Below are 20,138 nucleotides of genomic sequence, written 5' to 3'. Positions count from 1 at the left end.
GGAGGGATGCGCCGGCCCTGCCGCGGCGAGGATGATCGCAGGATGGACCTCCCGTTCCCCCTCCCCCTCGCCCCGATGCTCGCCAAGGCGGTCGCCGCCGTGCCCGCGCAGGACGCGGTGGCCGGCGGCTACTCCTACGAGCCGAAGTGGGACGGCTTCCGCGCGATCGTCTCCGTCTCCGGCGGGGTCTGCGAGATCGGCAGCCGCGGCTCCAAGCCGCTCACGCGCTACTTCCCCGAGCTGGTCGAGGCCTTCCTCCGGCTGCTGCCCGACGGCTGCGTCCTCGACGGCGAGATCGTGCTGGCCACCGGGCCGGGCGGCGCGCAGCGGCTCGACTGGGAGCTGCTCTCGCAGCGGATCCACCCCGCGGCGAGCCGCGTCGCGACGCTCGCGGCCGAGACTCCGGCGATGCTCGTCGCCTTCGACCTGCTCGCCATGGACGGCCGGAGCCTGCTCGACGAGCCGTACTCGGCCCGGCGGGAGGCGCTCGGCGCGCTGCTGGACGGCGTCACTCCGCCCGTGCACCTCGGCCGGACCACCGCCGACGAGGCGCTCGCCCGTGACTGGCTGGAGCGGTTCGAGGGCGCGGGGCTGGACGGCGTGATCGCGAAGCCGCTGGCCGCGCCCTACGCGCCGGGCAAGCGGACGATGCTGAAGGTCAAGCACCACCGCACGGCCGACGTGATCGCGATCGGCTACCGCGAGCACACGTCCAAGCCCGGGCTCGGCTCGCTGCTGCTCGGCCTCTACGACACCGACGGGACGCTGCGGCAGGTGGGCGGCGCCTCCGCCTTCACCGACGCGCGGCGGGTCGAGCTGATCGACGAGCTCGCCGGCGTCGTCGAGCGCGACGCGGACGGCGAGGCGGTGCGCGGCGACGGCGAGCGCAGCCGCTTCTCCGGGAGCCGCGACACCTCGTTCGTGCGGCTGCGGCCCGAGACAGTGCTCGAGGTGCGCTACGACCAGATGGAGGGGTCGCGGTTCCGGCACACGGTGCAGTTCGAGCGCTGGCGGCCGGACCGCGACGCCGAGTCGTGCACCTTCGCGCAGCTGGAGCAGCCGACCGCGTACGACCTGGGGGACGTGCTCGGCTGAACTACTCGGCGGCGTCCTCCGCGGGCTCCGCCGCCGGCTTCTTCGCGCGGCTCGGCTGGACGCGGGGCGGCTCCCCCGGCATCTTGGGGAAGTCGGGCGGGAAGGGCAGCTCGCCCAGGCCCGCAGAGAGGTCGCGCTCCCACCAGCCGAGCAGCACGTCGAGGCGGCCGGGCGCGTCGTGCATCCGGGCCCAGGGGTCGCCGGTCGTGCTCAGGCGCTCGGGGACGGTGCGGATCGTGAAGGCGGTCGGGTCGACGCCGTCCAGCTCCTCCCACTCCAGCGGGCAGGAGACGGGGGCGTGCGCGAGCGGGCGCGGGCTGTAGGCGCCGGCCATCGTGCGGTCGCGGTTGGCCTGGTTGAAGTCGACGAAGATCCGCTCGCCGCGCTCCTCCTTCCACCACGCCGTCGTGACCTGCTCGGGCATCCGCCGCTCCAGCTCGCGCGCGGCGGCGATGACGGCGTGCCGCACGTCGAGGAACTCGTGCTCGGGCACGATCGGCGCGAAGACGTGCAGGCCGCGGTTGCCGGAGGTCTTCACGAACGACTCCAGGCCGGCCTCGCGCAGCACCTCGCGGAGCGCGTGGGCGGCGCGGACGGCGTCGTCGATGTCGGTGCCCGGCTGCGGATCGAGGTCGATGCGGAGCTGGTCGGGCCGGTCGGAGTCCTCGGCGCGGGACGCCCACGGGTGGAAGACGAGGGTGTTCATCTGCGCGGCCCAGACGGCGACGGCGGGCTCGTCGATCACGAGCTGCGGGTGCACGCGGCCGCTCGGGTAGGTGACGGGGACGGAGCGGACGTACTCCGGGGCGCCCTTGGGCGGGTTCTTCGAGAAGAACTGGTCGCCGTCGATGCCGGAGGAGAAGCGCTGCAGCGAGATCGGCCGGTCGCCGTTGGCGGCGACGAAGGCCTCGCCGACCGCGATCAGGTACTCCGCCACTTCGCGCTTGGTGATGCCGGGCTCCGGGAACAGCACGCGGCCCGGGCTGGAGAGGCGCACCTCCCGGTCGCCGTGCGGTCCGGGAACGGTGAGGACGACGGCGTCGCTGCTGGGCATGTCAGCGAGGCTAGCTGGCGGCGCCGCCGGGCGACAGGGGCCCGCCGGGGCGGCGGCGCAGGCGGATCGGGCCCTTCGCGCGCGACGGATCGACGATCTGCCCGCCCTGGACGATGTCGATCTCGCCGCGGTCGACGAGGCGGCGGGCGGCGCGGCGGACCGGCTCCATCAGCGGCCGCCACTCCTCTCCCCCGACGCGGCGGGCGACCTCGGACGGGCAGGCGGTGGAGGACGCGGCGCGGGCGAGGAGGACGGTGCGGATCTCCTCCTCGAGGCGCTGCTCCTCCGGGCCGACGCCGCGACGGCGGCAGGCGTCGGAGCAGTAGCGGACGTTCTCCCAGTCGCGCGCCCACTTGGCGCGCCACTCGATCTCGCGGCCGCAGGAGGCGCAGGTCTTGTTCTCGGGGCGGGTGCTCGACTCGCGGGGGCGGTGGGCCATGGTGTCGAGTCTGCGCGCTGCGCGGCGGGGGTGCCACGGGTTGCGCCTCGAGCGGACGCGGGGGTGGGGGTGTTCGATCTGCAGGCGATCCGGCGGGTGTGCCGCCCCCGTGCGCGGGTGGGAGGGCTCTCGCCGTCGCGTCGCCTGCAGATCGGACGAGCGGTTCGGGCTTCGGGGGGGGAGGGCGGCGGAGGCGGGGGTGTCATACTCCGCAATGAGGCGAACGGACTCCGCCCGGTGCGACAGGCTGGAGGGGCCGTGCTGCGGCGCGATGACGGGCCCGTTCCGCGCCGCATCCCCGATCGATCTGGAGTCTCCGATGAGCCGTGAGAACCTCGCCACCGCGTCCGACACCGCCGCGTCCGTCGGGTCGGCGCCTGCCGACGGCCGGCCGCACGCCGCCTTCGCCGGGCTCTCGCCCGCGGAGTTCAAGCTCGCCTTCCGCAACCACGCCGCGGGTGTCGCGCTGATCACCGCCGACCCGGGCACCGGACCGGTCGCGCTGACCGCGACCTCCGTCTTCTCCGTGAGCGCCGAGCCGCCGCTGTTCGTCTTCTCGCTGTCCTCGGCGTCGTCGAGCTCGCCGGCCATCCAGGCGTCGGAGACCCTCGTCGTGCACCTGCTCGGCGCCGAGCAGCTCGACCTCGCCCGCCTCGGCTCGACCAGCGGCATCGACCGCTTCGCCGACACCTCGATCTGGTCCCGGCTCCCCACCGGCGAGCCCTACTTCCCCGGCGCGTCCGCCTGGATCCGCGGCACCGTCATCAACCGCATGGAGGCGGGCTCGTCGACCATCGTCGCCGTGCACGCCCTCGAGGCGCACGTCCCCGACGACTCGGATGCCACCGCGCCGCTGGTGTACCACAACCGGACCTGGCACCACCTCGGCGAGCACTCCCGCCTGGGCTGACGCCGGCGGGCGTCGCCGCCCCATCCCACTCCTCGAAAGTTGCGGTAGTCGAGCGCGACTACCGCAACTTCTGCTGAATCGGCGGCGGAGCGAGCACGACGCGGGCGCACGCGGCGACGGCGACTCCGCAGAAGTTGCGGTAGCCGGACGCGACTACCGCAACTTTGGAGGTGTCGGAGGCGCTGACGGCCCGGGAGGCCGCGAGTACGCAGAAGTCGTCGTGCTCGAGTGCCTGCTGCGACGACTTCTGCGGAGTGATGAGCGGTGAGTGGCTCTCGGCAGATGTTCTGGTCGCGGGCGGGTCTCGTAGGAAAGATCACCTAGTACGTATGGGGAAAGTCATGTTGATCGAGTAGCCCGCGGTGCGGGCGTATCGAGATCCACCACCGTCAGAACGCGAGTCTGCAGACCCGCTCTGCTGGTGGTGGCGGGTCTCGATACGCCCCTGCGGGGCTACTCGACCAGCATGACGCGGCGTCGCCGTGTCCTTTCCCTCACCAACGAGACCCGAAGCGGGGCCGGCCCCCGGAGGGTGGGTCTCGATACGCGCTGCGCGCTACTCGACCGGCAGGAGGGGTGCGCTGCGCGCTGCTCGACCGGCAGGGTATGCGCTGCGCGCCGCTCGACCAGCAGGAGGGGGCTAGGCGTCCGGGCCCGTGGCGACGGGGCGGCCGGCCGTGTTCGACCACTGGGACCAGGAGCCGGGGTAGAGGGCGGGGGCGAAGCCGGCGAGGGTGAGGGCGACGGCGTCGACGGCGGCGGTCACTCCGGAGCCGCAGTAGACGCCGACGGGGGCGTCGGGGCGGACGCCGAGCTCCTCGAAGCGGGCGCGCAGGACGGCGGCGTCGAGGAAGCGGCCGTCGGCGTCGACGTTGCCGGTCGCGGGGGCGTTCAGAGCGCCGGGGATGTGGCCGGCGCGGGGGTCGATCGGCTCGACGTCGCCGCGGTAGCGCTCGGGGGCGCGGGCGTCGAGGAGGACGCCGGTGGACGGGAGCGCAGCGGCCTCGTCGATGTCGAGCACCGGCAGGGCGCCGTAGGCCAGCTCGACGTCCCCGCCCACAGGCTCCACGGGGCCGGCCTCCAACGCACGACCCGAGCCGGTCCAGGCGCGCAGCGAGCCGTCGAGGAGGCGCACGTCGGCGACTCCGGCGGCGCGCAGCAGCCACCAGGCGCGGGCGGAGGAGAGGTTCTTCAGGTCGTCGTAGACGACGACGGCCTGGCCCTGGCGCAGTCCCCAGCGGCGCGCCGACTCCTGCAGCACCTCGATCGGCGGCAGGGGGTGGCGGCCGTCCTCCGGAGCGCCGTGCGCGGCGAGCTCGTGGTCGAGGTCGACGTAGCCGGCACCGGGGACGTGGCCTTCGAGGTAGGCGGGGCGGCCGTCGGGCCGGTCGAGGCGCCAGCGCACGTCGAGGACGAGCGGGGGCTCGGGCGACGCGAGCGCCGCCTCCAGCTCGTCGGGGGTGACGAGCACGTCGGAGCGGAGGGTGGTGGTCATGTCGGTCCTCTCGAGGGGTGCGCTCACAGCGCGGTACCGGGATTCAGGATGCCCTGCGGATCGAAGACCCGCTGCACCGCGCGCTGCAGGGCGACGACGTCGGGGCCGAGCTCGCGGCGGGCCCAGTCGCGCTTGAGGGCGCCGACGCCGTGCTCGCCGCTGACGGTGCCGCCGAGCTCGAGGGCGAGCGCGAAGACGGCCTCGGCCGCGGTGTCGGCCTGGCGGCGGGACTGCTCCGTGTCGTCGCGCAGGCGGATGATCGGATGGAGGTTGCCGTCGCCGGCGTGGGCGAAGACGTAGACGTCGGCGCCGGTGTCCGCGGCGATCGCGTGCACGCGGCGGATCGCCTCGGCGAGGCGGGAGCGGGGCACGGCGATGTCCTCGATCAGCACGCGGCCGCGGGCCTCGATCGCGGGCAGGGCGTCACGGCGGGCGCTCGCGAGGGCGAGGCCCTCGGCCGGGTCGAGGGTGGTCTCGACGCTGAGCGCGGTCGCGGCGAGCACCGCGCGCACCTCGGCGATCTCCTCGGCGGCGCCGAAGCCGTCGGTCTGCACCAGGAGGAAGGCGCCGCCGCGGCCGGCCAGGGTCGAGCCGCGCAGGGCGTCGATGGCCTCGAGCGTGCGGTCGTCGACCAGCTCGAGGACGCTCGGGCGCAGTCCTGCGCGGGCGAGGGCGACGGCGGCTTCGGCGCCCGCGGCCACGTCGGCGAAGAAGGCGGCGGCGGTCGCGGTCGCTCGCGGCCGGGGCAGCAGGCGGAGGGTCGCGCCGACCACAACGCCGAGGCTGCCCTCGGAGCCGACGACGAGCGCGGTGAGGTCGAGGCCGACGACGCCCTTCACGGTGTCGCGGCCGAGGTGGACGAGCGAGCCGTCGGCCAGGACGACGTCGAGCGCGAGGACCGCGTCGCGCGTGACTCCGTACTTCGCGCCGCGCAGGCCGCCGGCGTTGGTGGCGATGGTGCCGCCGATCGTCGCGATCTCGACGCTGCCGGGGTCCGGGGCGTAGAGGAGGCCGTGCACGGCGGCGGCGCGATCGAGATCGGCGGTGATGACGCCCGGCTCGACGCGGGCGACGCCGTCGACGGGGTCGATCTCGAGGATGCGGTCCAGGCCCGAGACGTCGAGGACGAGGACGCCCTCGCCCGCGCTGGCGCCGCCGGCGAGCCCGGAGGCGGCGCCGCGGGTGACGACGGGGATGCCGTGGGCGGAGGCGTGCCGGAGCGCGGCGCGGACGTCGTCGACCGTGCGGGCGCGCACGACGCCGAGCGGGGTGCCGCCGGGCGACCAGCCGGAGCGGTCGGCGGTGGGGACGTCGGCGGTGATCGCGACGGGCGCGTCGGCGGGGTCGAGGGCGGGGGCGTCGGCGTTGTCGACAGCGGGATCGACAGCGGGGGCGAGCGCGCTCACTCCGCGACCCGCTCGATGATCGGCGCGGCGGCGGCCGACGCCTTCACCCGCTCGAGGAACAGGATCACCGTCGCGGCGGCCGAGCGGTGCGTCGCGTCGTTCAGCGCGTCGTGGCGGCCGTCGGCGAGGACGTGGATCTCGGCCCGCGGGGCGGTGCGGTAGACGGCGACCGCCTCCGCGAGCGGGCTGATCGCGTCGGCCGCGCCGTGCAGCGCGAGCAGCGGGACGGCGACGGCGCTCGCGGCGACCGCGAGCAGCTCGGGCGGGAGGGCGGCGTCGCGCGCGGCGGAGTCGGTCTCGCGCTCGAGGACGCCGGCGTGGTTCGGGCAGGCGGTCCGCTCGCCGATCCCCTCGCCGCCCTCGGCGCGCACGGGCAGGCCGGCGAGGACGACGGCGTCGACCGGCTCCGACGCGGCGAGCTCGAGGGCGACGGCCGCGCCGGCGTCGGAGCCGACGAGCACGAGCGGCGCGGTGGTCGCGGGGTCGCGGAGGACGGCGAGCGCGGCGTCGCGGACCCCGGGGGCCGTCGCGTCGCCGAAGGCGCGGACGCGGTAGGCGTCGCGGGCGATGCGGGTGCCGAAGCGCTCGTAGACGGCGGGGGTCTCGCCGCGGCCGCCGAGGACGACGAGGGTGCCGCGGGGGGCGATGCCCTCGGGCTCGTCGAAGGTGCGGGCGGCGGTGGCCGTGGTGGGGGCGGTGGGCGGGTGGGTGAGGGGCATGGGAGGGCTCCTTGTTCGGGCGGGCGGACGGGAGGGTGAGGGTGCGGAGGGGGTGGGTCTCGATACGCCCCTGCGGGGCTACTCGACCAACATGGAAGTGCTGCTCGGCCGACATGCACGGGCTGCTCGACCGACATGCACCGGGGCCTGCGTGGGGGCGGAGTGCATGCTGATCGAGTAGGCCGCGCAGCGGGCGTATCGAGATCCGCCTTGGGCAGTAGTGCGGGCGACGGTGGGTCTCGATACGCCCCTGCGGGGCTACTCGACCAGCATGAGGACGGGGCTGCTCGACCAGCATGAGGACGGCCTGGTGCGGCTACTCGACGGCATGAGGACCGGGCTACTCGGCGGCATGAGGACGGGGCTACTCGACGGCATGAGCGCGGGCTACTCGACCGACGTGAGCGCCGCAGCGGCGGGGTCGAGCAGGTCCGCGAGGGGGAGCGGCGCGGCGGCCGCGGCGCGGCCGTGCAGGCCGAGCAGGAGCTGCAGGCGCTCGTTCAGAGGGGCGGGCACGCCGGCGCGGCGGGCGAGCAGGACGATCTCGCCGGTGAGGTGGTCGATCTCGCTGCTCGTGCCGCGGGCGGCGCTCTGCCAGGTCGACAGCCGGCCGGCGGTGTGGCCGGGTACGGGCTCGACGGCGAGGCGGGTGCCGTCGTCGGGAGCGACCGCGAGGCCGTTCGCGGCGAGGGCGGCGCGCGCCTCCGCGACGAGCAGCTCGCGCGCGGCGGCGCGCTGCTCGGCCGGGCCCTCGAAGAGGTCGAGGCCGTTGGCCGCGTTGGCGAGCAGCTTGCGGGCCTTCCAGGCGCCGATGTCGGGCACGGCGCGGGCGGCGAAGCCGGCGCCGCGGAGGATCGCGGCGTACTCCTCCGCGCGCGGATCGGCGGCGTCGGGGTGCCGGCCGATCCAGAGCACGCCGACGGTCGGGAAGGAGGGCGAGACGACCTCGCCGGGCACCAGGAAGCTCGCGGCGATGCCGATCGACACCCCGTAGACCGCGGCGAAGCGGCGCAGCGCGCTGTCCTCGGTGGCGAGTCCGTTCTGCAGGGTCAGCACCGGCAGCTCGGCGCCGGCCCCTCCCCCGGCGAGCGGCGTCCAGGCCCACTCGGCGAGCGCCGCCTCCGCGTCCTGCGCCTTCACCGCGAGCACGAGGACGTCCCCGCGCGCCGGCGCCGCCTCCGCGGGGCCGCCCGCGACGGGCAGCCGCACGATCTCGTCGCCCGCGGGTCGGCGCACCCGCAGCCCGTTCTCGCGGAGGAGCCGCAGGTGCTCCCCGCGCGCCACGAGCACGACCGGCTGCCCGGCCAGGTGTAGCTGCGCCGCGAGGACGGAGCCGACGGCGCCGCCGCCGATCACGAGGAACCGGCCGCTCACGGGCGCATCGCCGCTCGCCCGGGGATCGCCGCGAGCAGGGTGCGGGTGTACTCCGCCGCGGGCGAGCCGAAGACGCGGGCGGTGGTGCCCGCCTCCTGCACCCGCCCGCGGTCGAGGACGACGACCTCGTGCGAGACCTCGGCGACGACGGCCAGGTCGTGCGAGACGAAGAGGTAGGCGACGCCGAGGTCGCGCTGCAGCTCGACCAGGAGCTCGAGGATCTGCGCCTGCACCGACACGTCCAGCGCGGAGACCGGCTCGTCGAGCAGCACGAGGTCCGGGCCCAGGGCGAGCGCGCGCGCGATGGCGACCCGCTGGCGCTGCCCGCCGGAGAGCTCGGCCGGCAGCCGGGAGAGGAAGGAGCCGGGCAGCCCGACCCGGTCGAGCAGCTCGCGGGCCCGCTCCAGCCGCGAGGCGCGGTCGCCGATCCGGAACGAGACCAGCGGCTCGACGACCGACTCCAGCACCGTGAAGCGCGGGTCGAGCGCGGCGAACGGGTTCTGCTGCACCAGCTGGATCCGCCGGCGCAGCGGCCGCCACTGCCGGTCGCTCGCCGCGGTGAGGTCCTCCCCCTCCACGAGCACCCGGCCGCTCGACGCCCGCTCGAGACCGAGGGCGATCCGCAGCGCCGTCGTCTTGCCCGAGCCCGACTCCCCCACGAGCGCGAGGGTCTGCCCCGCGCGGATCGAGAACGAGACGTCGTCGAGCGCGCGGTACGGCGGGCGGCGGCCCGGCAGCGCGAAGTCCTTCACCACGTTCTCGACCCGCACGATCTCGGGAGCCGGCTCGACGTGCTCGAAGCGCGGCACGAGCTCGCCGCCGAGTCCCGGCGCCGCCGCGAGCAGCTCGCGGGTGTACTCCTCCCTCGGCGCGACCAGGATCCGCGCGGGTGGGCCCTGCTCCACCACCCTGCCCTCCCGCAGCACGAGGACGCGGTCGGCCCGGTCGGCGGCGACGGCCAGGTCGTGGGTGATGATCAGCAGCGCGATGCCCTGCTCGCGGACGAGCGACTGCAGGTGGTCGAGCAGGCGCTTCTGCACGGTGACGTCCAGGGCGGAGGTCGGCTCGTCGGCGATGATCAGCCGCGGCCGGCCGGCCAGCGCGATCGCGATCAGCGCCCGCTGGCGCAGCCCGCCGGACAGCTCGTGCGGGTACTGCCGGGCGCGCAGCTCCGGATCGTCGATGCCCGACTGCCGCAGCGCCTCGAGCACCTCGGCGTCGACGGAGCGGCGGTCGACGCCGCGCAGGCGCACCGCCTCCGCCACCTGGGCGCCGATGCGCAGCGTCGGGTTGAGGCCGACCATCGGGTCCTGCGGGACGAGGCCGACGAACCGGCCGCGCAGGTGCCGGAGCCGCTTCTCCGCCGCGTGCGTCACGTCCTCGCCGGCGAGCGCGATCGAGCCGCCGGTGATCCGGCCGCCGGAGGGCAGCAGGCCGAGCACGGCGTTCGCGGTCGTCGACTTGCCCGAGCCGGACTCGCCGACCACGGCGACGATCTCGCCGGGCGCGATCTCGAGCGAGACCTCGTGCACGACCGTGCGCTCGCCGTAGGCGACGCTGAGCCGGTCGAGCCGCACGAGCGGGCCGGACGCGGCGGGGCCGACGGATCGGATCACCGCGGCGCTCATCGCTGCACCTCCTCGAGGCTCTTGGCCACGTGGTTGAGCGCGAAGACGAGGAGCCCGACGAAGAGCCCCGGCAGCAGCGACAGCCACGGGCTGGTGACGAGGTAGTTGCGGCCGCTGGAGATCAGCGTCCCCCACTCCGCCGCGGGCGGCGCCGCGCCGAAGCCGAGGAAGCTCAGCGCGGCGATCGCGATGATCGCGGTGCCGAGATCGAGCACGGCCAGCACGGCGACCGGCCCCCAGGAGTTGGGCAGCACGTGCCGCACGAGCACGCGCAGCCGGCTCGCCCCTCCGGTGCGCGCGGCCTCGACGTAGGGCAGCGTGCGCACCCGGAGCACCTCGGCGCGGGTGGTGCGCGCGAAGCCGGGCAGGATGCCGATGCCCACGGCGAGCGCCACCGGCAGCGTGCCGAAGCCGATCGCCGTCACGATCGCCAGGGCGAGAAGCAGCCCGGGGATCGCGAGCAGCACGTCCACCACGCGCATGATCACCGCGTCCACCACTCCGCCCGCGGAGCCGGAGACCACGCCGAGCGTCAGCCCGCCGACCAGGGCGATCGCGAGAGCGATCACCGTCGCCTGCACCGTCAGCGCCCCGCCGTGCAGGACCCGCGCGAACAGGTCGCGGCCCAGCTCGTCGGTGCCGAAGAGGTGCACGAGGCTCGGCGCCTGCAGCTTGTCGGCCGGCGCGGTCGCCGTCGGGTCGACACCGGTGAAGAGCGCCGGAGCGATCGCCGAGGCCAGGACGAACAGCACGAAGACCAGCGCCAGGACGAAGCCCGGACGGCGCAGCAGCAGGCGGAGGATCCGCACGCGGCGGGCACCCCGGCCGTGCGCCGCGCGGGTGAGCGGCTCGGGGACGACGAGCGCTTCGGGCCGGGTGAGTTCGAGAGTCATGGTCGGCTCGCCTTCGGTGTCGAGGTGATGCGCGGATCGAGGAGGGGGTAGAGCAGGTCGACCAGGAGGTTGATGCCGACGAACACGACGGCCGCCAGCACGACGATCGCCTGGACGACCGGCACGTCCTGGGTGAGCACCGACTCCTGGGCGAGCGTGCCGATGCCCTGCCGGGCGAAGATCGTCTCGGCGACGATCGCTCCCGTGACGGTGTTGCCGGCCAGGATCCCGAGGATCGTCAGCGTCGGCAGCGAGGCGTTGCGGAAGGCGTGCCGCCACTGCACCGCGCCGCGGGAGAGGCCCTTGGCGCGGGCCGTGGTGATGTAGGCCTCCGCCTCGACGTCCGCGAAGCTGCGGATCAGCACCTGGGCGAGCATCGCCGAGGTGGGGATCGCCATGGTGACCGCCGGCAGGATCAGGCTCGCCGGGGTCGCGCTGCCGGTGGAGGGCAGCAGGTGCAGCGAGAAGGCGAAGAACTGGATGAGCAGCAGGCCGATCCAGAAGCCGGGGAACGCCACGCCCGCGGAGGGCAGCCGGCCGAGCACCGTCTTCAGCGGCGCCCAGCGGACGTACGCCGCCAGGTAGGCGAGCACCGTGCCGCCGATCAGCGCGAGGCCGATCGCCAGGGCGCTGAGCTGCAGGGTGCCGGGCAGCTTCTCGGCGATCAGGTCGGTGACCGGGATGCCCTTGGTGATCGAGGTGCCGAAGTCGCCCCGCAGCGCGTTGCCGAGCATCGTCGCGTACTGCTGCCAGACCGGCTGGTCCAGGCCGTAGCGCGCCTGGGCCTCGGCGAGCTGCTGCGGGGTGAGCGAGTCCACCTCGACGTTGTTGGCCGAGAGCAGGAGCGCCAGCGGGTCGCTCGGCAGCAGCCACAGCACCGCGAAGGTCACGGTGTAGGCGGCCCAGAGCACCAGCACCGCCTGGCCGAGCCGGCCGATCAGGTAGCGGCCGAGGCCCGAGGGGGCCGAGCGGGTGCCCGGCCTCCCCGGTGCCGTCTCCGGAGCCACCGCCGCCGGGGCCGAGCCGAGCGCGGTCACGGCTGGATCCAGGCGTCGGCGAAGTCGCCGAACGCCTCCGAGGTGAAGCGGAAGCCGTGCACCGCCGACGAGACGCCCGCCAGCTGCACCCGCTCGGCGAACGGGAAGACCAGTGCATTGTCGATGAGGTAGTCCTGCAGCTCGCCGTAGACCTCGGCGCGGGCCGCGGTGTCGACCGTCTGCACGCCCTCGTCGAGCAGGGCCTGCACGGTCGCGGCCTGCTCGGCGTCGAGGCCGTTCGTCGCCTGCGCCTTCGAGCCGGCGTACCGGGAGTCGATGATCCACTGGATCACTCCCGGATCGGCCCGCGTGTAGTAGGTCGAGATCAGGTCGTAGTCGCCGCTGTTGAGCACGTCGGCGCGCTGGGCGTTGGTGATCACGTTCAGCTCGAGCTCGATGCCGACCTGCTTCAGCTGGTCCTGGATCAGCTGATCACCGGCGCCGAACTGGGTGACGATCGGCACCGACAGCGTGAGCCGTTGCCCGTCCTTCGAGCGGTAGCCGTCGTCGCCGAGCTCCCAGCCCGCCTCGTCCAGCAGCTCGCCCGCGCCCTCGGCGTCGAAGGCGAGCTTCGACGACTCGTCCTTGAAGAACGGCGTGGTGGTGTTGTAGATGCTGGTCGCGGCCGGGTAGCCGGCGCCGAAGACGGTCGTCGCGTAGGTCTCGCGGTCGATCGCCTTCTGCACGGCCTGCCGCACCCTCTCGTCCGAGAGGATCTTCCCCTCGGCGACGTTCGGGTAGTAGTTGCTCGCGGGGCCCGGCAGCGAGCGGCTCACGACGGTGTCGCCGGAGCCGGTGATCACGGCCTGGTCGTTCTCCGAGATCGGGTTCCGCGGCCAGGCGATGTCGATCTCGTCGCTGGTCAGCTGCCCGACGCGGACGCTGTCCTCGGCGACGTAGCTGATGTCGATCCCGTCGAGGTGCGCCTCCCCGGTGTTCTCGCGCAGGGCCGAGCCCCAGGCGTAGCCCGGACGCCTGTCCAGCGTGATGCCGGTACCGGGGGTGTAGCCGGTCAGCGTGAACGGGCCGGAGCCGACGATCCCACCGAGGCAGCGCTCCTCGGGCGTCTTCTCGTACGAGGAGGCGGCGAGGATCGCGAGGTTGGTGGTCGAGGTGCCCTGCAGGAACGCGGCGTTCGGCGTGGAGAAGACGACCTTCACGGTGTCGGCGTCCACGACCTCCGTGCCCGAGTAGCCGGCGAGGTAGACGCCTCCGTAGGCCGAGGGCAGCTGCGCGAGGGTGGCCTTGTCGTTGTCGAACGAGGTCTTCACGCTCTCCGCGGTGAAGGGCGTGCCGTCGGAGAAGGTGACGTCGGTGCGCAGGTCGAAGGTGTACTCGGTGCCCGCGTCGTTGACGCTCCAGTCGGTCGCGAGCCAGGGCTGGATCTCGCCGGTCTCCGGATCCTGGTCGGTGAGCGAGTCGGCGACGTTGCGGATCACGGTGCGGTGCTCGATCCAGTAGGTCTGGAACGGGTCGACGCAGGAGAACGCGGCGTTGTCGGGGAAGAAGGCCAGCGAGAGCCGGCCGCCGTCGACGGGGGTCGCGTCGTCGGAGACGGCGCCCGCGCCCGAGGCGCCCGAGCAGGCGGAGAGGGCCAGCGCGGAGGCGAGGGCGAGCGCGGCGGCGGCGGTGCCGGATCGTCGGAAGGAGCGTGAGCGGTGGAACGTCATGAGGGTGGTCTCCCGTGCAGAGAAGTCGAAGTGCGGGGTGTCGAAGAGCGGGGGTGTCGGAGTGCGGGGCTGTCAGAGCGCGGCGGCCGCGAGCGAGCGCGTGCCGGCGATCAGGAGGGCGGCGTCGTCCTGCGGCGGGTGCACCCGGGAGGCGAGGACATCGCGGAGGTGCCGCTCGAGCGGGTGGTGGCGGGTGAGACCGGGGTTGCCGAGCGCGGCGACGGCCGTCTCGACCGCGGTGACGGCCGAGCGGGTGGCGAGCAGCTTGCCGACGATGAGGCGCTCGGCGGCGCGCGGATCACCCGCGTCCACTCGCGCGGCCAGCGAGAGCAGCACCTCCTCGGCCTGAACCAGCTGCGCCTGGATCTCGCCGGCGACCGAGCGGATCCGCTCCGTGGTGGCGATCGGCCGGCCGAGCGAGGTCGGGACCCGCTCGTTCGCGAAGCGCACGAAGAAGCTCTGCGCCGCCCGTCCGACGCCGACGTAGAGCGCCGCGACGGCGAGGCCGAAGCCGCCGGCCGCTCCGGCCTCGGGCGCGAGCTGCGAGCGGGGCGTGCCGCGGAAGTGCTCGAGCGGCAGGCGGACCTGCTCGTAGACCACGTCGTGCGTGCTCGAGGCCCGCTGGCCCAGGTGGTCCCAGGTCCGCTCGATCCGGACGCCCGCGGCATCGCCGGGCACGATCGCGTGCGCGAGCTCGGGCTCGCCCGACGCGCCGCCGTGATCGACTGCCCAGACCAGGTGGTACGCCAGCCCCTCCGAGCCGGTGGCGAAGCCCTTGCGGCCCTCGAGCAGCCAGCCGTCGCCGTCGCGGCGGATCGTGGTGGCAGGCAGGCCGCCCCGGGCGGGAGCGCCCCACTCGGGCTCGGCGCGCACCGCGTTGAGCAGCACGGGGCGCTCGGCGGAGTCGGCGAGCACCGAGCGGTAGAGCTCCTCCGGCCAGAGCGCAGCGCGGTCCTGCGCGGCGTGCTGCAGCACGGTCATCGCCGAGATCAGCGCGACCGCCGGATCGCCCTGGCCGAGCGCGCCGAAGACGCGGACGAGGTCGACGGTGGAGGCGGGCGTGCCGCCGTAGCGGGTGCCGACTCCGAGGGAGAGCAGTCCCGCCTCGTGCACCGCCTGGATCCCCTGCCGGGGGAACTCGGCGGTGCGGTCGTAGTGCTCGGCGGTCTCGGCCAGGCGGACGGTGACCCGGGCGAGCGCGCGGTCGGAGAGGTCGGGCGCGGGCAGGATGACGGCGGCGGGGCGGACCGTGGCGGCGGGTCCCGTGAGCAGCGTCACGCGATCGCCCCGGCCAGCTCGGCCTCGAGCGGCGGCTGCGCGACGATCTCGCCGCGGCGCCCGGTCGCCTCGCGGTGCGCGAGCTCCTCGCGGACCAGCGGGATGACGTACCGGCCGTAGTCGACCGCGTCGTTCAGGTTGTCGTAGCCGCGGATCGAGATCAGGTCGGCGCCGAGGTCGACGTAGTCGAGGATCGCCGCGGCGACCGTCTCCGGCGTGCCGACGAGCGCGGTGGAGGCGCCGGCCGCCCCGGTCGCGGTCGCGGTCGGCGTCCAGAGCGCGCGGTCGTGCAGGTCCTTCCGCCGCGCGATGTCGAGCAGGCGCTGCGAGCCGACGTTCGCCGGGCCGGTGGCGCTCGGCGTCTGCACCCAGAGCCCCTTCTCGCCCTTGCGCGGGTTCGTCGTGCCGCCGCGGCTCTGCAGGATGCCGAGGATCCGGTGCGCCTTCTCCCAGGCGAGCTCCTCGGTCGGCGCGATGATCGGCCGGAAGGTGACCCAGGTGCGCGGGGTGTCGGCGCGGCCGGCGGCGAGCGCCGCGTCCGCGATCCGGTCGATCTGCTGCTGGGTGTCGGCCAGCGGCTCGCCCCAGAGGCCGAAGACGTCCGCGAGCGCGCCGCCCTGGCGGTAGGCCTCGTCGCTCGAGCCGCCGACCGAGATCGGGATGGTGCCGCGCACCGGCCGCACCCGCGAGACGAAGTCCTCGAAGCGGTAGTACTCCCCCTCGTGGTCGAACGGCTCGGTCGCCGACCAGACCTTCCGGAGGATGCGGAGGTACTCCTCCTGCCGGGCGTAGCGCTCGGCCTTGCTCAGCCGGTCGCCCTCGCGGGCCTGCTCGTGGTCGTTCCCGCCGGCGATGAAGTGCACGACGGCCCGGCCGCCCGAGAGCTGGTCGAGGGTGGCGAGCGCCTTCGCCGCGACGGTCGGGTAGACCGTGTTGGGCCGCAGCGCGACGATCGGCTTCAGGTGCTCGGTGTACTGGGTCACCGCGGCGGCGATCGTGAACGGGTCGTGCCCGGCCGAGCCGTAGGGCACCAGCGTGTAGTCGAAGCCGCCGTCCTCGAGGATCCGGGAGTAGCGGCGCAGGTAGGCCACGTCGATGGCCGGGTCGGCCAGGCCGTTGACCTCGTTCGAGTGGTTGACGTTGATCGCGGAGATGAACTCGACGGTCATGGGAGGTCCTTTCGAGAGGGTGCGGAGGCGCACCGGGGAGGCGCGCGGGCACGCCGGAGGAGCGCGGGACGGCGCCGAGAGAGGGACGCGCGGCGGCCGCGGAGGCGGGCGGCGGCGCGCAGAGGCCGGGACGGGGGCGGCTGGTGCCGGTCGTCGGGCGGAGGAGTCGGGCGACGCGGAGGCGTCAGCGGGAGACCGGACAGGAACATCCGCGCACCGGCGCGAAGGGGTTCCCGTCCGAGGACATTCGAGTGCCGGGCATCCGACCTGCGGAGCCGAGGACGCCGATGCTCCCGCGGCTCGCTGCACCGGTCGCGCCGGGCGGCGCGGCGGCGGTGAGGGCGGGCGGGAACGTCATGGCTCCGACGCTACGGGCGAGGTGCTCCGGGCGTCCAACGATGATTCCGGATGCGTTCCGATCGGCGATCCCGATCGTTGGTAACTCTTCGTCACACCCGCGCCGGCGACCGGCGACGGAGGTCACACTCGCGCGCCCGCGGGTACCGCGACCGGCCGTGCCCGCACCGTGCCGAAGACCTCCGCGAGCGCAGTGAGCGCCGTGTCCTCGACGTCCGGAGCCAGACCGCGCCGCGAGACCAGGCGCAGGTTGACCGAGCCGAGCGCCGGCAGGTCGTGCCGCTCGACGAGTCCCTCGGCGACCGTGCCGCGGTGCGCGGTCGGCAGCACCGCGACTCCGACACCGGCGCGGGCCGCCGCGATCACGCCCTCCAACCCCGCCGACTCGGCGACCACCCGCACCTCGTGACCGAAGGCGCCGAGCTGCTGCAGCGCGCGCTGTCGCATCCCGCACGGCTCGGAGTAGGCGACGAGCGGGATCGGCGCGCCCTCCGGCGGCTGCCAGCCGGGTGCCGAGTACCAGTCGAGCGGCAGCGTCGCGACCTGGCGGCCCGGCAGGTCGCCGCCCACGCCGAGGATGACCGCGAGATCGACGACGCCCCGCGCCACCGCCTCCGCCAGGTGAGTGGAGCGGTCGAGTGTGAAGGTGAGCGGGCGGTCGTCGAAGGCGCGGTGCAGCGTCTCGAGCAGGCGGGGCAGCAGCTGCTCCGCGGCCGGCTCGGTCAGGCCGAGGGCGAGCGGGTTCTCGCTCGCCGCGTCGAGCAGCTCGAGCGCGTCGTCGTGCACCGCCAAAATCCGGCGGGCCTGCACCAGGAGCCGCTCGCCGGCCGGCGTGAAGCGGGCCCTGCGCCCGACCTTCTCGATGAAGGTGCGCTCGAGGCGCCGCTCGAGGGTGCGGACGTGCTGCGAGACGGTCGGCTGGCTGATGTGCAGCGCCACCGCCGCCCGGCCGAAGCCCCCGCAGTCGGCGATCGCCACGAGCGTGCGCAGGTGGACGATGTCGAGGGTCTCGGGCATCCCCCGACGCTACGCAGCCACCCGACCCGGGGCGACCCGCGGCGCAACACGCCGACACGTCCGGGGAACGGCGAACGGCCGGGGCCCCCGCTGATGCGGGAGTCCCGGCCGGACGCGCGGGTCGATGCTGTCGTGAGGTCAGTGCGCGAGCACCGGCTCCGCGGAGGCTCCGGTCGAGACCGCGAGGCCCGCCGAGCGGCGGCGGAACAGCAGCACCGAGAGCACCGCGCCGAGGGCGAAGAAGCCCGCGCCCCAGCCGTAGGCGACCGCGTAGCTCTGCACCGCGGCCTCCGCCGCGGTCGCCGCCGTCGTCGGGGTGTGGCTGAGGAGGTAGTCGGTGACCGCCGTCGCCGCGAGCGTGTTCAGCAGCGCGGTGCCGATCGAGCCGCCGACCTGCTGGCTGGTGTTGACCATCGCCGAGGCGACGCCGGCGAAGCGCATGTCGACTCCGCGGGTGGCGGTCTGCATCGAGCCGGGCATGATCGAGCCCATCGCGAAGCCGAGCACCATCAGCGCCGGCAGCACGTCGGCCGCGTAGCCGCTGTCGAGGTCGAGGCGGGTGAGCAGCAGCATGCCGACCACGCCGAGCAGCATGCCGAAGGTCACCATGATCTTCGGGCCGAAGCGCGGCAGGAGCAGGTTGGTCGAGAGCTGCGCGGCGAGCACCAGCATCCCGATCATCGGCAGGAACGACAGCCCGGTCTGGATGGGCGAGTAGCCGAGCGAGACCTGCAGGTAGTAGGTGACGAAGAGGAAGATCCCGAACATCCCCGCGCCGGCGATCAGCACCGAGAGGTACGCGGCGCCGCGGTCGCGGTCGAGCACGATCTGCAGCGGCAGCAGCGGGTGCTCGGTGCTGCGCTGGCGGAGGACGAAGCCGACGAGGAGCACGACGGCCGCGGCGAGCGGCACCCAGGTCATCGGCGAGTCCCAGCCGTCGGTCTCCGCGTTGGCGAAGCCGAAGACCAGACCGAAGAGGGCGGCCGAGACGAGGATCGTCCCGGGGACGTCGAGCCTCGGGCGCGGGCCGACCCGGTCGATGGTCGGCACGAAGACGATGGCGCCGATGACCGCGACGACCGCGATCACGACGTTGATGTAGAGGTTCCAGCGCCAGTCGAAGCTCTCGGTCAGCACGCCGCCGAGGAGGAGGCCAACCGCGCCGCCGGCACCGGCGATCGCGCCGAAGACGCCGAACGCGCGGGCCCGCTCCTTCGGGACGGTGAAGGTGGTGGTGAGCACGGCGAGGGCGGTCGGCGCGAGGAGGGCGCCGAAGACGCCCTGCAGGGCGCGGGCCGCGATGAGCAGCTCGAAGTTCGGGGCGGCTCCACCGAGGGCGGAGGCGATCGCGAAGCCGATCAGGCCGATGATGAAGGTGCGCTTGCGGCCGATCAGGTCGGAGAGGCGGCCTCCGAGGAGGAGGAGGCTGCCGAAGGCGAGCGAGTAGGCGGTGACGACCCACTGGCGGTCGCCGTCCGAGAAGCCGAGGTCGGCCTGGGCGGCGGGGAGCGCGATGTTCACGACGGTGGAGTCGAGCACGACCATGAGCTGGGCGAGCCCGACGGCGACGAGCGTCCACCAGCGGCGGGAGGACGGGGCCGGAACCGCGGGGGCGGCGGAGTCCGGCAGTGATGTGGTCTGCGACATGGAGGAGACCATATACGAGACTCGCTAGTTTCGGAACTGCGGAGTTCTTCAATTAGCATGGTGTTCACACGGGCCGTTCGCGCGGCCCTCCCGAACCGATTGGAGAAGCCGCGATGACGCCGCCCACTCCCCCCGCCGCCACGGCCTGCGATGCTCCCGCGCGCCCCGGCCGCCGCCGCGACCCGAACCGCGACGGCGAGATCCTCACCGCCGCCCTCGACGTGCTCGCCGAGACCGGCTACGACGGCATGACGATCGACATGGTCGCCGCCCGCGCGAAGGCAGGCAAGGCCACCCTCTACCGCCGCTGGGAGTCGAAGGCCGAGCTGGTGCTCGAGGCCGTCGCCTGCCTCAAGGGCGCGGACCTCGACCAGGACGCGCTCCCCGACACCGGCACCCTGCGCGGGGACCTGGTCGCCCTGATCCGCCCGCGCGCGATCGAGGACGCCGAGCGGAAGCTCCGGATCATGTCCGGCGTCGTCGCGATGATCTCGAAGGCCCCGGAGCTCGCCGACGCCGTCCGCCAGGCGATCGTCGAGCCGCGCGCCCGCGCCAACCGGACGCTCCTGCGCCGCGCCATCGACCGCGGCGAGATCCCGGCCGACGTCGACGTCGACATGCTCGCCGTCCTGACCCCCTCGATGGTCTCCTACCGCGTGCTCCTGATGCGCGAGCCGGTCGACCGCGACTACCTGATCTCCCTGGTCGACAACGTGCTGCTGCCCGCGGTCGGCCTGCGCGGCGGGGCCCCGCGGCCCCTGCTGATCGAGTAGCCCGCACAGCGGGCGCATCGAGATCCTCCAGCGCCCGACGACGAGCCTGCAGACCCGCCCTGACGAGGCCGACGTCCCTGCGGTGGTGGGTCTCGATACGCCCCTGCGTGGCTACTCGACCAGCATGTCTACGGCGTCTCTTCCGAGTAGATCCACCAGCGCCCAAGGGCGAGCCTG

General features: G+C 74.3%; 17 protein-coding genes. 3 read left to right on the top strand and 14 right to left on the bottom strand.

Translation table 11 applies throughout. The annotated features are described in order from the left end of the window. Nucleotides 1–42: 42 nt before the first annotated feature. Nucleotides 43–1,095: an ATP-dependent DNA ligase gene (locus tag HQQ86_RS17265; RefSeq protein ID WP_173289493.1), complete on the top strand. Its 1,053-nt coding sequence runs from the start codon at nt 43–45 to the stop codon at nt 1,093–1,095. 1 nt (nt 1,096) lies between these two features. Here the strand turns inward: HQQ86_RS17265 and ligD are convergent, their stop codons facing one another. Both ligD and HQQ86_RS17255 read right to left on the bottom strand, forming a co-directional pair. Beyond that, on the bottom strand, nt 1,097–2,149 hold the full coding sequence (ligD, locus tag HQQ86_RS17260) for a non-homologous end-joining DNA ligase (RefSeq protein ID WP_173289491.1): 1,053 nt from the start codon (nt 2,147–2,149) through the stop codon (nt 1,097–1,099). A gap of 10 nt (nt 2,150–2,159) precedes the next feature. Next, entirely contained in the window at nt 2,160–2,588 is a 429-nt protein-coding gene (locus HQQ86_RS17255; RefSeq protein WP_173289490.1) for a DUF2256 and DUF3253 domain-containing protein, read from the bottom strand. A 319-nt stretch (nt 2,589–2,907) separates the two neighbouring features. Between HQQ86_RS17255 and HQQ86_RS17250 the strand changes: the two genes are divergently transcribed. Then, nucleotides 2,908–3,498, top strand: a complete 591-nt coding sequence (locus HQQ86_RS17250) for a flavin reductase family protein (protein ID WP_173289489.1) — start codon at nt 2,908–2,910, stop codon at nt 3,496–3,498. 640 nt (nt 3,499–4,138) lie between these two features. Here the strand turns inward: HQQ86_RS17250 and HQQ86_RS17245 are convergent. The 12 genes from HQQ86_RS17245 to HQQ86_RS17195 form a co-directional block, all read right to left on the bottom strand. After that, nucleotides 4,139–4,993, bottom strand: a complete 855-nt coding sequence (locus tag HQQ86_RS17245) for a sulfurtransferase (RefSeq protein ID WP_173289488.1) — start codon at nt 4,991–4,993, stop codon at nt 4,139–4,141. A 23-nt stretch (nt 4,994–5,016) separates the two neighbouring features. Beyond that, entirely contained in the window at nt 5,017–6,399 is a 1,383-nt protein-coding gene (locus HQQ86_RS22165) for an FAD-binding oxidoreductase (protein WP_367948711.1), read from the bottom strand. Further along, complete coding sequence (locus HQQ86_RS21455; protein ID WP_254072208.1) at nt 6,396–7,118, bottom strand: alpha/beta hydrolase; 723 nt, start codon at nt 7,116–7,118, stop codon at nt 6,396–6,398. The genes HQQ86_RS22165 and HQQ86_RS21455 overlap by 4 nt, the downstream gene beginning before the upstream one ends. A 387-nt stretch (nt 7,119–7,505) precedes the next feature. Then, on the bottom strand, nt 7,506–8,492 hold the full coding sequence (locus HQQ86_RS22160; RefSeq protein WP_173289486.1) for a 2-dehydropantoate 2-reductase N-terminal domain-containing protein: 987 nt from the start codon (nt 8,490–8,492) through the stop codon (nt 7,506–7,508). Continuing rightward, complete coding sequence (locus HQQ86_RS17230) at nt 8,489–10,120, bottom strand: ABC transporter ATP-binding protein (protein ID WP_173289485.1); 1,632 nt, start codon at nt 10,118–10,120, stop codon at nt 8,489–8,491. The genes HQQ86_RS22160 and HQQ86_RS17230 overlap by 4 nt, the downstream gene beginning before the upstream one ends. After that, nucleotides 10,117–11,013, bottom strand: coding sequence for an ABC transporter permease (locus HQQ86_RS17225; protein ID WP_173289484.1), 897 nt, complete (start codon nt 11,011–11,013; stop codon nt 10,117–10,119). Before HQQ86_RS17225 ends, HQQ86_RS17230 begins: the two co-directional genes overlap by 4 nt. Then, nucleotides 11,010–12,050: an ABC transporter permease gene (locus HQQ86_RS17220; protein ID WP_367948710.1), complete on the bottom strand. Its 1,041-nt coding sequence runs from the start codon at nt 12,048–12,050 to the stop codon at nt 11,010–11,012. The genes HQQ86_RS17225 and HQQ86_RS17220 overlap by 4 nt, the downstream gene beginning before the upstream one ends. Then, nucleotides 12,047–13,720, bottom strand: a complete 1,674-nt coding sequence (locus tag HQQ86_RS17215) for an ABC transporter substrate-binding protein (RefSeq protein WP_173289483.1) — start codon at nt 13,718–13,720, stop codon at nt 12,047–12,049. The genes HQQ86_RS17220 and HQQ86_RS17215 overlap by 4 nt, the downstream gene beginning before the upstream one ends. Nucleotides 13,721–13,792: 72 nt before the next feature. After that, on the bottom strand, nt 13,793–14,998 hold the full coding sequence (locus tag HQQ86_RS17210) for an acyl-CoA dehydrogenase family protein (protein ID WP_173289482.1): 1,206 nt from the start codon (nt 14,996–14,998) through the stop codon (nt 13,793–13,795). Next, complete coding sequence (locus tag HQQ86_RS17205; RefSeq protein ID WP_173289481.1) at nt 14,995–16,167, bottom strand: LLM class flavin-dependent oxidoreductase; 1,173 nt, start codon at nt 16,165–16,167, stop codon at nt 14,995–14,997. Before HQQ86_RS17205 ends, HQQ86_RS17210 begins: the two co-directional genes overlap by 4 nt. A gap of 480 nt (nt 16,168–16,647) precedes the next feature. Continuing rightward, nucleotides 16,648–17,541 carry a LysR family transcriptional regulator gene (locus HQQ86_RS17200; RefSeq protein ID WP_173289480.1) on the bottom strand — a complete coding sequence of 298 codons (894 nt, stop codon included), beginning with the start codon at nt 17,539–17,541 and terminating at the stop codon, nt 16,648–16,650. A 138-nt stretch (nt 17,542–17,679) separates the two neighbouring features. Then, complete coding sequence (locus HQQ86_RS17195; protein WP_173289479.1) at nt 17,680–19,188, bottom strand: MFS transporter; 1,509 nt, start codon at nt 19,186–19,188, stop codon at nt 17,680–17,682. A 113-nt stretch (nt 19,189–19,301) separates the two neighbouring features. On the opposite strand from HQQ86_RS17195, the gene HQQ86_RS17190 reads away from it, so the two are divergent. Next, entirely contained in the window at nt 19,302–19,961 is a 660-nt protein-coding gene (locus HQQ86_RS17190; RefSeq protein ID WP_173289478.1) for a TetR/AcrR family transcriptional regulator, read from the top strand. Nucleotides 19,962–20,138: the final 177 nt, after the last annotated feature.

The organism is Rathayibacter sp. VKM Ac-2857, from assembly GCF_013205025.1.
Taxonomy (GTDB): Bacteria; Actinomycetota; Actinomycetes; order Actinomycetales; family Microbacteriaceae; genus Rathayibacter.
This window is presented reverse-complemented; position numbering and strand designations above follow the sequence as displayed.

Excerpts from the sequence above, each read along its gene's own strand:
- HQQ86_RS17265 (WP_173289493.1), top strand. The coding sequence starts at position 43 with ATGGACCTCCCGTTCCCCCTCCCCCTCGCCCCGATGCTCGCCAAGGCG.
- ligD (WP_173289491.1), bottom strand. The coding sequence starts at position 2,149 with ATGCCCAGCAGCGACGCCGTCGTCCTCACCGTTCCCGGACCGCACGGC.
- HQQ86_RS17255 (WP_173289490.1), bottom strand. The coding sequence starts at position 2,588 with ATGGCCCACCGCCCCCGCGAGTCGAGCACCCGCCCCGAGAACAAGACC.
- HQQ86_RS17250 (WP_173289489.1), top strand. The coding sequence starts at position 2,908 with ATGAGCCGTGAGAACCTCGCCACCGCGTCCGACACCGCCGCGTCCGTC.
- HQQ86_RS17245 (WP_173289488.1), bottom strand. The coding sequence starts at position 4,993 with ATGACCACCACCCTCCGCTCCGACGTGCTCGTCACCCCCGACGAGCTG.
- HQQ86_RS21455 (WP_254072208.1), bottom strand. The coding sequence starts at position 7,118 with ATGCCCCTCACCCACCCGCCCACCGCCCCCACCACGGCCACCGCCGCC.
- HQQ86_RS17230 (WP_173289485.1), bottom strand. The coding sequence starts at position 10,120 with ATGAGCGCCGCGGTGATCCGATCCGTCGGCCCCGCCGCGTCCGGCCCG.
- HQQ86_RS17225 (WP_173289484.1), bottom strand. The coding sequence starts at position 11,013 with ATGACTCTCGAACTCACCCGGCCCGAAGCGCTCGTCGTCCCCGAGCCG.
- HQQ86_RS17215 (WP_173289483.1), bottom strand. The coding sequence starts at position 13,720 with ATGACGTTCCACCGCTCACGCTCCTTCCGACGATCCGGCACCGCCGCC.
- HQQ86_RS17205 (WP_173289481.1), bottom strand. The coding sequence starts at position 16,167 with ATGACCGTCGAGTTCATCTCCGCGATCAACGTCAACCACTCGAACGAG.
- HQQ86_RS17200 (WP_173289480.1), bottom strand. The coding sequence starts at position 17,541 with ATGCCCGAGACCCTCGACATCGTCCACCTGCGCACGCTCGTGGCGATC.
- HQQ86_RS17195 (WP_173289479.1), bottom strand. The coding sequence starts at position 19,188 with ATGTCGCAGACCACATCACTGCCGGACTCCGCCGCCCCCGCGGTTCCG.
- HQQ86_RS17190 (WP_173289478.1), top strand. The coding sequence starts at position 19,302 with ATGACGCCGCCCACTCCCCCCGCCGCCACGGCCTGCGATGCTCCCGCG.